General features: G+C 55.6%; 5 protein-coding genes, 2 tRNA genes and 3 rRNA genes. All 10 read right to left on the bottom strand.

Annotated features, from left to right (window positions below):
* Positions 1–40: 40 nt before the first annotated feature.
* Positions 41–2,344, bottom strand: a complete 2,304-nt coding sequence (locus tag C4J93_RS03475; protein ID WP_124428599.1) for a PqiB family protein — start codon at positions 2,342–2,344, stop codon at positions 41–43.
* Positions 2,337–2,960 carry a paraquat-inducible protein A gene (locus C4J93_RS03470; protein ID WP_124361153.1) on the bottom strand — a complete coding sequence of 208 codons (624 nt, stop codon included), beginning with the start codon at positions 2,958–2,960 and terminating at the stop codon, positions 2,337–2,339. Before C4J93_RS03470 ends, C4J93_RS03475 begins: the two co-directional genes overlap by 8 nt.
* On the bottom strand, positions 2,947–3,606 hold the full coding sequence (locus C4J93_RS03465; protein ID WP_124369483.1) for a paraquat-inducible protein A: 660 nt from the start codon (positions 3,604–3,606) through the stop codon (positions 2,947–2,949). The genes C4J93_RS03470 and C4J93_RS03465 overlap by 14 nt, the downstream gene beginning before the upstream one ends.
* Before the next feature lie 161 nt (positions 3,607–3,767).
* Positions 3,768–3,883 (bottom strand): 5S ribosomal RNA (gene rrf / locus C4J93_RS03460).
* 165 nt (positions 3,884–4,048) lie between these two features.
* Positions 4,049–6,940, bottom strand: a 23S ribosomal RNA gene (locus C4J93_RS03455).
* Positions 6,941–7,189: 249 nt separating this feature from the next.
* Positions 7,190–7,265: transfer RNA gene (locus tag C4J93_RS03450), tRNA-Ala, on the bottom strand.
* A gap of 30 nt (positions 7,266–7,295) precedes the next feature.
* A tRNA-Ile gene (locus C4J93_RS03445) sits at positions 7,296–7,372 on the bottom strand.
* 82 nt (positions 7,373–7,454) lie between these two features.
* Positions 7,455–8,991 (bottom strand): 16S ribosomal RNA (locus tag C4J93_RS03440).
* Together the 16S, 23S and 5S rRNA genes with 2 tRNA genes alongside form the textbook arrangement of a ribosomal RNA operon.
* Before the next feature lie 571 nt (positions 8,992–9,562).
* Positions 9,563–11,056, bottom strand: coding sequence for a CoA-acylating methylmalonate-semialdehyde dehydrogenase (locus tag C4J93_RS03430; protein ID WP_124369482.1), 1,494 nt, complete (start codon positions 11,054–11,056; stop codon positions 9,563–9,565).
* A gap of 39 nt (positions 11,057–11,095) precedes the next feature.
* Positions 11,096–12,445, bottom strand: a complete 1,350-nt coding sequence (locus C4J93_RS03425; RefSeq protein WP_124361150.1) for an aspartate aminotransferase family protein — start codon at positions 12,443–12,445, stop codon at positions 11,096–11,098.
* Between the last annotated feature and the right edge of the window lie 74 nt (positions 12,446–12,519).

Below are 12,519 nucleotides of genomic sequence, written 5' to 3'. Positions count from 1 at the left end.
AACGTGGGAGGGGGCTTGCTCCCGATAGCCGCGCCTCGGTCTACTTGCCGAGTGGAATCTTCGGCGCCCAGGTCAGCCACTCATCCTCAAACTTGTCGAACAGTGCAAAGGTCTGCTGCGGCCGTGCCGGGTTACCCATGCGTTCGCCTTCAGGCGTGGCAAAGGCGATACCGCCGGCAACCAACGTCTCCAGGGACTCGGTACGCACCGTCGCGCCCTTGAACAAGCCGAAGTCGAGCCCGAAGCCGCTGGCGTTCCAGAAGCGACTGCCACTGCGTACCAACGGCGCGTATTTGGGCTCGATCAGGATGTGCACCAGGACACGGTCGGCGGTCTGTCCCAGCTCATAGCCGGTAACTTTGCCCACGGTGACTTCACGGTAGGTGACGGGCACGCCTTCCTTGAGCGAACCACGGCGTGCGGCGCTGAGTGTCAGGCTCAGGCCGGCCTGCTGACGGGCGGTTTCAGGCGGTTGGGCAAGGGCGACAAAGCTCTTCTGCGCGCCGGCGTTTTTCGCGGCCGGTTGCACTTCGATGTATTGACCGGTGACCAGGGTTTCCAGATTTGCTGTCTTCATCAGGCCCAACTCCGGCTTGACCACCCAGAACTGGCTGCCAACCCGCGCAATACGGTCCGCAACCTGGGTGATACGCGCCTTGAGCAGCACCGATTGCATGTCGGCACTCAGGTCCACGCTCTCGAGCTTGCCCACTTCCAGGCCTTTGAAGCGCACCGGCGTGCCTGGGCTCAAGCCGTCGGCGCGATCGACCTTGATGGTGACCAGGGTGCCATGTTGATTGGCAGCCTCACGATCGGCAAACAAGCGGAAACGGGGGATGCGTCGTTTCAGCGGCACATTCGGTTCCGGCGTTTCGAAGGCGATGCCGCCGGCCATCAGACTGGCCAGGGATTCACTTTTCACCTGGATACCACCGGTAAGCCCGCCGGTGAGGGTGACACCGCTGGCATTCCAGAAACGTGTCGAACCGTTGACCAGGCTTTCATACTCTTTCTCGATATGAACGCCGATCACCAATTGCTTTTTCTTGTGTGAAAACTGGTAGCTCTGTACCGAACCGACTTTGACCTGCTTGTACAGAATCGGGCTGCCGACATCCAGCGAGCCGAGGTTGTCGGTGAGCAACACCATGTGCAGGCCTGGGGAGCGCAGATCCAACGGTGGCGCCTTGGCGCGCGCCACGTATTCACGTTGTGGCGGGGTGCCTTTGTCGCCGGGGCGGATGGCGATGTAGTTACCTTTGACCAAGGCCTCCAGCCCGGTAATGCCGGCCAGGGAGATGGACGGCTTGACCACCCAGAATTGCGTGTCCTGAACCAGGTAGTCTTCGGCCAATGGGTCAAGGGTCAATTCAGCGCTGGCGCTGGTCAGGTCCGGGTCGATCTTCAGGGTTTTCAGGCTGCCGACCTGGATACCTTTGTACATCACAGGAGTGCGACCAGCCTGCAGGCCTTCGAAATCGGTGAGTTTGACCTTGACCTTGATGCCCGCGGCGGCGGCGTCGAAATCCTCGTACAAGCGAAAAGGCAGGCTCGGGTCGGTTGGCGGGCTGTCTTTGCGGTTTTCCGGGGTGGCGAAGGCAATACCACCGGCGACGATACTGGAGAGGGATTCACTGCGCACCTTCACACCGGACAGATTGGCGTCGATGCTGATGCCGCTGGCATTCCAGAAACGCGTGTGTTTGCGCACCAGGTTGGCGTAGGTCGGTTCGATATAAACCTTGATCTCGACAGTGCTCTGGTCTTCAGACAACAAGTAACTTTTGACCTGACCCACCTGGATCTGCTTGTAGAACACCGGGCTGCCACGGTTCAGCGAACCCAAGCGATCAGCCTTGAGGGTCAGGTGCAGGCCGGGCTTGGCGTCGGATAACGGCGGCTCCTCGGAAAGCGCCTTGAATTTGCGGGTGGGCTCACCATCCCCCGGGCTTGCGGCGATGTAGTTGCCCGAGACCAGGGTTTCCAGGCCGGTGATGCCGGCGAGGCTGACGCTGGGCTTGACCAGCCAGAAGCGGGTGTTGGTCTTGAGGTATTGTTCGACGTCCTTGTTCATCTCGATGGTGGCAATCACCCCGCGATTGCTGCCTTCGTCATCCAGCGCCAAGGCCTTGACCTTGCCCACCGTCATGCCTTTGTAGACCACTTCGGTCTTGTTGACTTGAATGCCTTCGCCGCTTTCAAAGCGGACCTGAATCTCGATACCTTGCTGGGAGTAGGCACGCCACCCCAGCCAGCCACCGATGATCAGGGCGATCAGGGGCAACACCCAGATGGCCGACCAGTTAGACGCAGGGCGGGTTTTAGCTTTAGGCAAATCACTCATGGTCGTCATCCGACTCCGTGTTATCCCAAATCAGTCGGGGATCGAAGGTTACTGCGGCAAACATCGTCAAGATCACCACACTGGCAAACGCTGCAGCGCCGAGATTGGCTTCGACACTGGCAAGTCGCCCAAAGTTTACGACCGCCACCAGAATGGCGATCACGAAGATATCCAGCATGGACCAGCGACCGATGAATTCGATAAAGCGGTACATGATAATGCGTTGTTGCGCAGACAGCGGTTGCCGGCGCTGCACCGAAAACAGCAGCAGGCCGATACCCACAAGCTTGAACGTCGGCACCAGGATACTGGCGATGAACACCACGGCGGCAATCGGAAACATGCCGTGCTGTACCAGCTGGATCACGCCGGACATGATGGTGCTCGGGTCGCCTTGGCCGAGAGAGTTGACGGTCATGATCGGCAGCAGGTTGGCCGGGATGTACAGGATCGCCGCAGTCACCAGCAGTGCCCAGGTGCGTATGAGGCTATTGGGACGACGCGGGTGGATCAGCGCACCGCAACGGGTGCAGAGTTGCTCATCGGCATCGGCTTGCTGCTTGTTCAACTCATGGCATTCGGTACAAATCAGAATGCCTGCATCAATTGCCCGCATGGTCATCCTCTCCTGACAGCGCTTGCCAGATCTGGTGGGGTGACATCACCACCTCGAGCAGAATCTGAACCATTAACAGACTTACAAAGCAAACCAGACCCAAGCCAAGCGTAATGGAGGCCATGTCAGCCAGCTTCACAAGTGCCACCAGCACGCCCATCAAGTAGACCTCCAGCATTCCCCAATCTTTCATATGGTGGTAGATGCGGTAGAACAGCAGTCCATAACTGCGACCGATGTTCCAGCGGATGCTGAGCAGCACAGCCAGCTGGCACACCAACTTGAGCAGGGGGATGCCCATGCTGCACAGGAAAACCACGACGGCAACGCCTTGCATTCCGGTGTTGAACAGGCCGACTACGCCGGTCCACACGGTGTCCTCCGAGGACTGCCCGAGTAGATTGAGCTGCATGATGGGTAAAAAATTCGCGGGGATATACAGCAGCAGTGCTGCCAGCACCAAGGCAAGGCTGCGCTCGACGACATTGTGACGGTGAGCGTAGAGCTCGTAACCGCAACGTGGGCATTCAGCCTTCTCACCGAGGGCGAGCGAGGGTTTGCGCATCAGCAGGTCGCACTCATGGCATGCCACCAAGTCGTCCAGGGGTAAGTCCGACACCTCAAGGGCATCAACCGGATCGGGCATAAATAGGGCTCGGGCTCTAAAAAAGGTTAGGTGCCTATTCTAGTGGTCTGGTTCAGAAATAACTGTGCAAATTTGTCGGAGGTGGTGAGGGAGTGTTGGCACTTTTCGACCGCCCAAAACAAAACCCCATCTGCTTTCGCAAATGGGGTTTCGGAATTTAATCTTGACGATGACCTACTCTCACATGGGGAAACCCCACACTACCATCGGCGATGCATCGTTTCACTACTGAGTTCGGGATGGGATCAGGTGGTTCCAATGCTCTATGGTCGTCAAGAAATTCGGGTACTGAGTCGTGGCCATGTGGCCTCGCTTCAGCAAATTGGGTATGCGATAGGTTTCGGTGTTTTGCGAGCCTCGAACTTTCGGTTCATTGCGTCTTCACACACCGCAATCTGGTTGCTCTGGATTAAAGAGCCGACGCAAATTGCTTGGGTGTTATATGGTCAAGCCTCACGGGCAATTAGTATTGGTTAGCTCAACGCCTCACAGCGCTTACACACCCAACCTATCAACGTCGTAGTCTTCGACGGCCCTTCAGGGGACTCAAGGTCCCAGTGAGATCTCATCTTGAGGCTAGTTTCCCGCTTAGATGCTTTCAGCGGTTATCTATTCCGAACATAGCTACCCGGCAATGCCACTGGCGTGACAACCGGAACACCAGAGGTTCGTCCACTCCGGTCCTCTCGTACTAGGAGCAGCCCCTCTCAAATCTCAAACGTCCACGGCAGATAGGGACCGAACTGTCTCACGACGTTCTAAACCCAGCTCGCGTACCACTTTAAATGGCGAACAGCCATACCCTTGGGACCGGCTTCAGCCCCAGGATGTGATGAGCCGACATCGAGGTGCCAAACACCGCCGTCGATATGAACTCTTGGGCGGTATCAGCCTGTTATCCCCGGAGTACCTTTTATCCGTTGAGCGATGGCCCTTCCATACAGAACCACCGGATCACTAAGACCTACTTTCGTACCTGCTCGACGTGTCTGTCTCGCAGTCAAGCGCGCTTTTGCCTTTATACTCTACGACCGATTTCCGACCGGTCTGAGCGCACCTTCGTACTCCTCCGTTACTCTTTAGGAGGAGACCGCCCCAGTCAAACTACCCACCATACACTGTCCTCGATCCGGATAACGGACCTGAGTTAGAACCTCAAAGTTGCCAGGGTGGTATTTCAAGGTTGGCTCCACGCGAACTGGCGTCCACGCTTCAAAGCCTCCCACCTATCCTACACAAGCAAATTCAAAGTCCAGTGCAAAGCTATAGTAAAGGTTCACGGGGTCTTTCCGTCTAGCCGCGGATACACTGCATCTTCACAGCGATTTCAATTTCACTGAGTCTCGGGTGGAGACAGCGCCGCCATCGTTACGCCATTCGTGCAGGTCGGAACTTACCCGACAAGGAATTTCGCTACCTTAGGACCGTTATAGTTACGGCCGCCGTTTACCGGGGCTTCGATCAAGAGCTTCGCGTTAGCTAACCCCATCAATTAACCTTCCGGCACCGGGCAGGCGTCACACCCTATACGTCCACTTTCGTGTTTGCAGAGTGCTGTGTTTTTAATAAACAGTCGCAGCGGCCTGGTATCTTCGACCGGCATGAGCTTACGGAGCAAGTCCTTCACCCTCACCGGCGCACCTTCTCCCGAAGTTACGGTGCCATTTTGCCTAGTTCCTTCACCCGAGTTCTCTCAAGCGCCTTGGTATTCTCTACCCAACCACCTGTGTCGGTTTGGGGTACGGTTCCTGGTTACCTGAAGCTTAGAAGCTTTTCTTGGAAGCATGGCATCAACCACTTCGTCGTCTAAAAGACAACTCGTCATCAGCTCTCGGCCTTAAGATCCCGGATTTACCTAAGATCTCAGCCTACCACCTTAAACTTGGACAACCAACGCCAAGCTGGCCTAGCCTTCTCCGTCCCTCCATCGCAATAACCAGAAGTACAGGAATATTAACCTGTTTTCCATCGACTACGCTTTTCAGCCTCGCCTTAGGGACCGACTAACCCTGCGTCGATTAACGTTGCGCAGGAAACCTTGGTCTTTCGGCGTGGGTGTTTTTCACACCCATTGTCGTTACTCATGTCAGCATTCGCACTTCTGATACCTCCAGCAAGCTTCTCAACTCACCTTCACAGGCTTACAGAACGCTCCTCTACCGCATCACTTACGTGATACCCGTAGCTTCGGTGTATGGTTTGAGCCCCGTTACATCTTCCGCGCAGGCCGACTCGACTAGTGAGCTATTACGCTTTCTTTAAAGGGTGGCTGCTTCTAAGCCAACCTCCTAGCTGTCTAAGCCTTCCCACATCGTTTCCCACTTAACCATAACTTTGGGACCTTAGCTGACGGTCTGGGTTGTTTCCCTTTTCACGACGGACGTTAGCACCCGCCGTGTGTCTCCCATGCTCGGCACTTGTAGGTATTCGGAGTTTGCATCGGTTTGGTAAGTCGGGATGACCCCCTAGCCGAAACAGTGCTCTACCCCCTACAGTGATACATGAGGCGCTACCTAAATAGCTTTCGAGGAGAACCAGCTATCTCCGAGCTTGATTAGCCTTTCACTCCGATCCACAGGTCATCCGCTAACTTTTCAACGGTAGTCGGTTCGGTCCTCCAGTTAGTGTTACCCAACCTTCAACCTGCCCATGGATAGATCGCCCGGTTTCGGGTCTATTCCCAGCGACTAGACGCCCTATTAAGACTCGCTTTCGCTACGCCTCCCCTATTCGGTTAAGCTCGCCACTGAAAATAAGTCGCTGACCCATTATACAAAAGGTACGCAGTCACCTAACAAAGTAGGCTCCCACTGCTTGTACGCATACGGTTTCAGGATCTATTTCACTCCCCTCTCCGGGGTTCTTTTCGCCTTTCCCTCACGGTACTAGTTCACTATCGGTCAGTCAGTAGTATTTAGCCTTGGAGGATGGTCCCCCCATATTCAGACAAAGTTTCTCGTGCTCCGTCCTACTCGATTTCATGACTAAGAGATTTTCGCGTACAGGGCTATCACCCACTATGGCCGCACTTTCCAGAGCGTTCCGCTAATCTCAAAGCCACTTAAGGGCTAGTCCCCGTTCGCTCGCCACTACTAAGGGAATCTCGGTTGATTTCTTTTCCTCAGGGTACTTAGATGTTTCAGTTCCCCTGGTTCGCTCCATACACCTATGTATTCAGTGTAAGGTAACCATCTTATGATGGCTGGGTTCCCCCATTCAGACATCTCCGGATCAAAGTCTGTTTGCCGACTCCCCGAAGCTTTTCGCAGGCTACCACGTCTTTCATCGCCTCTGACTGCCAAGGCATCCACCGTATGCGCTTCTTCACTTGACCATATAACCCCAAGCAATCTGGTTATACTGTGAAGACAACATTCGCCGAAAATTCGATCATACTCAATTAAGAGCGACTCACAAATTTTACCTTAGCCTGAGCCGTTACCAGTGAAAGTAACGTTCAGTCTATCTTTCTATCACATACCCAAATTTTTAAAGAACGAACTAGTCAAAGACTAGAAATCAACATTCACCATCACAACAATGGAATGCTCATTTCTAAGCTTTCTACAAACAGAAGCAGTAGTGGTGGAGCCAAACGGGATCGAACCGTTGACCTCCTGCGTGCAAGGCAGGCGCTCTCCCAGCTGAGCTATGGCCCCGTATTTCTACAGGCGTTTCCCACACAAAATTGGTGGGTCTGGGCAGATTCGAACTGCCGACCTCACCCTTATCAGGGGTGCGCTCTAACCAACTGAGCTACAGACCCAATTTCGGGCTGCTTCTTTTCGTCTTCTTCAATGAATCAAGCAATTCGTGTGGGAACTTATGGAGCAGCTGATGTCGTCGATTAAGGAGGTGATCCAGCCGCAGGTTCCCCTACGGCTACCTTGTTACGACTTCACCCCAGTCATGAATCACACCGTGGTAACCGTCCTCCCGAAGGTTAGACTAGCTACTTCTGGTGCAACCCACTCCCATGGTGTGACGGGCGGTGTGTACAAGGCCCGGGAACGTATTCACCGCGACATTCTGATTCGCGATTACTAGCGATTCCGACTTCACGCAGTCGAGTTGCAGACTGCGATCCGGACTACGATCGGTTTTCTGGGATTAGCTCCACCTCGCGGCTTGGCAACCCTCTGTACCGACCATTGTAGCACGTGTGTAGCCCAGGCCGTAAGGGCCATGATGACTTGACGTCATCCCCACCTTCCTCCGGTTTGTCACCGGCAGTCTCCTTAGAGTGCCCACCATAACGTGCTGGTAACTAAGGACAAGGGTTGCGCTCGTTACGGGACTTAACCCAACATCTCACGACACGAGCTGACGACAGCCATGCAGCACCTGTCTCAATGTTCCCGAAGGCACCAATCCATCTCTGGAAAGTTCATTGGATGTCAAGGCCTGGTAAGGTTCTTCGCGTTGCTTCGAATTAAACCACATGCTCCACCGCTTGTGCGGGCCCCCGTCAATTCATTTGAGTTTTAACCTTGCGGCCGTACTCCCCAGGCGGTCAACTTAATGCGTTAGCTGCGCCACTAAGAGCTCAAGGCTCCCAACGGCTAGTTGACATCGTTTACGGCGTGGACTACCAGGGTATCTAATCCTGTTTGCTCCCCACGCTTTCGCACCTCAGTGTCAGTGTTGGTCCAGGTGGTCGCCTTCGCCACTGGTGTTCCTTCCTATATCTACGCATTTCACCGCTACACAGGAAATTCCACCACCCTCTACCACACTCTAGTCAGTCAGTTTTGAATGCAGTTCCCAGGTTGAGCCCGGGGATTTCACATCCAACTTAACAAACCACCTACGCGCGCTTTACGCCCAGTAATTCCGATTAACGCTTGCACCCTCTGTATTACCGCGGCTGCTGGCACAGAGTTAGCCGGTGCTTATTCTGTCGGTAACGTCAAAACAATCACGTATTAGGTAACTGCCCTTCCTCCCAACTTAAAGTGCTTTACAATCCGAAGACCTTCTTCACACACGCGGCATGGCTGGATCAGGCTTTCGCCCATTGTCCAATATTCCCCACTGCTGCCTCCCGTAGGAGTCTGGACCGTGTCTCAGTTCCAGTGTGACTGATCATCCTCTCAGACCAGTTACGGATCGTCGCCTTGGTGAGCCATTACCTCACCAACTAGCTAATCCGACCTAGGCTCATCTGATAGCGCAAGGCCCGAAGGTCCCCTGCTTTCTCCCGTAGGACGTATGCGGTATTAGCGTCCGTTTCCGAACGTTATCCCCCACTACCAGGCAGATTCCTAGGCATTACTCACCCGTCCGCCGCTCTCAAGAGAAGCAAGCTTCTCTCTACCGCTCGACTTGCATGTGTTAGGCCTGCCGCCAGCGTTCAATCTGAGCCATGATCAAACTCTTCAGTTCAAACATCTTTGGGTTTTTAAGAAACCCTAAACTTGGCTCAGCAATCGTTGGTTACATCTTTGATTTCTCGCGGAGTAACTTGTGATGCTGATAATCTTGTTGACTATCAGTCTGACTCCACAAGCACCCACACGAATTGCTTGATTCAGTTGTTAAAGAGCGGTTGGTTAAGAGCTATTCGTCTCAACCGAGGCGCGCATTCTACAGCAGCCTCATTTGCTGTCAAGCGGTTATTTTCAGAAGTTTTCGAAGATTTCTTCAACAACTTCAACCACTTGCGCTTGCGATCTCTCGTAAGCGGGAGGCGAATTCTACAGCGTTACACGCTGCTGTCAACACCTCTTTTTCAACTTCCTTTTGGCTTCGATGGACTGAAGCAACCTGCTGCCGAAAACTACTTAACTAGTTGTTTACCAAGGAGTTTTCCGTTTCGACTGCGCCGGAAGTGGGGCGAATTATAGGCGCACAGAATCTGCCGTCAACCTTCTTTTTCACATTTCTGTCATATAGGTCAAAAAGCCCAGAAAACGCAAAGGTCGGCCCCAAGGGGCCGGCCTTCTATTCACCCACCTTACAGGCTCGGAAAAGCGAACTGCGATGCCTCATGGCTGGCCCGCTGCGGCCAACGCTGAGTGATCGCCTTGCGGCGGGTATAGAACCGCACCCCATCCGGCCCATAGGCGTGCAAGTCGCCAAACAGCGAACGCTTCCAGCCACCGAAGCTGTGATAAGCCACCGGCACCGGCAGCGGAACGTTAACCCCCACCATGCCCACTTCAATTTCATCACAGAACAGACGCGCCGCCTCACCGTCACGGGTGAAGATGCAGGTGCCGTTGCCGTATTCATGATCGTTGATCAATTGCATCGCCGCTTCCAGGCTGTCCACCCGCACCACGCACAACACCGGCCCGAAGATCTCTTCTTTATAGATACGCATCTCGGGGGTCACGCGATCAAACAGGCTGCCACCGAGGAAGAACCCATGTTCATGCCCGGCAACGCTCAAGCCGCGACCATCGACGACCAACTCGGCCCCCGCCGACACACCGTCCTCTATATAGCCGCTGACCTTGTCCCGCGCCTGCCCCGTCACCAGTGGCCCCATATCCAAGCCACAGGTGGTGCCCGCGCCGATCTTCAACGCCTTGACCTGCGGCACCAGCTTGGCGATCAACGCATCCGCCACCTGGTCACCCACACACACCGCCACCGAGATCGCCATGCAACGCTCGCCGCAGGAACCATATGCCGCGCCCATCAAGGCGCTGACGGCGTTATCCAGATCCGCGTCCGGCATCAGCACCGCGTGGTTCTTCGCCCCGCCCAGTGCCTGCACGCGCTTACCGCGTTTGGTCGCTTCGGCATAGATGTATTCGGCAATCGGCGTCGATCCTACAAAGCTAAGCGCCTTTACCTCGGGCGCTTCGATCAAAGCGTCCACTGCCCCCTTGTCACCGTGCACCACGCTCAGCACACCTTTAGGCAGACCCGCTTCCTGCAACAATTGCGCGATCAACAACGTTGAACTCGGGTCACGCTCCGACGGTTTGAGAATGAAACAGTTACCGCACACAATCGCCAGCGGATACATCCACAACGGCACCATCGCCGGGAAGTTGAACGGCGTAATCCCCGCCACCACGCCCAGCGGCTGAAAATCCGACCAGGCATCAATGTTCGGCCCCACGTTGCGGCTGTATTCACCCTTGAGAATTTCCGGCGCCGAGCACGCGTACTCCACATTCTCGATGCCACGCTTCAACTCACCGGCGGCATCCTCCAACGTCTTGCCGTGCTCTTCGCTGATCAACTGCGAAATACGCGCTTCGTTCTGCTCCAGCAACTGCTTGAAACGAAACATCACCTGCGCCCGTTTGGCCGGCGGCGTATTACGCCAGGCCGGGAACGCCGCCTTGGCCGCGTCGATCGCCTGTTGAATGGTTTCGCGACTGGCCAACGGCACTTGGTGAATCACCTGGCCAGTAGACGGGTTGTACACGTCGGCACTGCGACCGCTGTCGTTGACCAATTCACCGTTGATCAAATGCTGGATAAGGCTCATGCAGGGCTCCTGAAAAGTTGTTCTATATAGAAGGAGAAATCAGTCGATCTTGTTCAACACTTCACCGACCGCATCGAACAGGCGATCCAAGTCCTGCGGCTTGCTGTTGAAGGTTGGCCCGAACTGCAGGGTGTCACCACCGAAGCGCACATAGAAACCGGCTTTCCACAGCGCCATGCCGGCCTCGAACGGGCGCACGATCGCATCGCCGTCACGCGGGGCAATCTGGATGGCTCCGGCCAGGCCGTAGTTACGGATATCAACCACATTCTTGCTGCCCTTCAAGCCATGCAGCGCATTCTCAAAATGCGGTGCGACTTCGGCTACGCTCTGCACGAGGTTTTCCTTCTGCAGCAGGTCGAGTGCCGCGAGGCCGGCCGCGCAGGCCACCGGGTGCGCCGAATAGGTGTAGCCGTGGGGGAATTCCACCGCGTACTCGGGCGTCGCCTGGTTCATGAAGGTCTGATAGATCTCGCTGCTGGCAATCACCGCGCCCATGGGAATCGCGCCGTTGGTGACTTGCTTGGCGATGCACATCAGGTCCGGGGTCACGCCAAAACTGTCGGCGCCGAACATCGAACCGGTACGGCCGAAACCGGTGATCACTTCGTCGAACACCAACAGGATGTTGTGCTGATCGCAGATTTCACGCAGGCGCTTGAGATAACCCTGTGGCGGCACCAGCACGCCTGCAGAACCGGCCATTGGCTCGACGAACACCGCAGCAATGTTCGAAGCATCATGCAGCTCGATCAGCTTGAGCAACTCATCGGCCAACGCGATACCGCCCAGCTCCGGCATGCCACGGGAGAACGCATTGCTCGCCAGCAAGGTATGCGGCAGATGGTCAACGTCCATCATCGCCTGGCCAAACAGCTTACGGTTACCGTTGACGCCGCCAAGGCTGGTGCCGGCAATGTTCACCCCGTGGTACCCACGGGCGCGGCCGATCATTTTGGTCTTGGTGGCCTGGCCCTTCAGGCGCCAGTAGGCACGCACCATCTTCACGGCGGTATCGGCGCACTCGGAGCCGGAGTCGGTGAAGAACACATGGTTGAGGTTGCCAGGGGTCAGGTCGGTAATCTTTTCCGCCAGTTGAAAGGACAGCGGATGACCGTATTGGAAGCCCGGAGAGTAGTCCAGGGTGCCCAACTGCCGGGCCACCGCTTCCTGGATTTCCTTGCGCGTATGCCCGGCGCCGCACGTCCAAAGGCCCGACAGCGAGTCGTAGACCTTGCGCCCCTTGTCATCGGTCAACCAGCTGCCTTCGGCGGCCACGATCAGGCGCGGATCGCGCTGAAAGTTACGGTTGGCGGTATAAGGCATCCAGTGAGCATCCAGCTTGAGTTGGCTGGCCAGGGACGATGGGGCGTTTTCCGGCATGTTCATCAGCAAAACCTCGCAAGGCAAAAGGCAGCGTCGGGATTGAAAAAGCGTTGTTGCAGCTAAATTGACACGGGGAT

Origin of the sequence: Pseudomonas sp. R2-37-08W (assembly GCF_003851705.1) — a bacterium.
Lineage (GTDB): Bacteria > Pseudomonadota > Gammaproteobacteria > Pseudomonadales > Pseudomonadaceae > Aquipseudomonas.
Note: the sequence above shows the minus strand (reverse complement) of the source record. Positions and strands in the feature narration are given on the sequence as shown.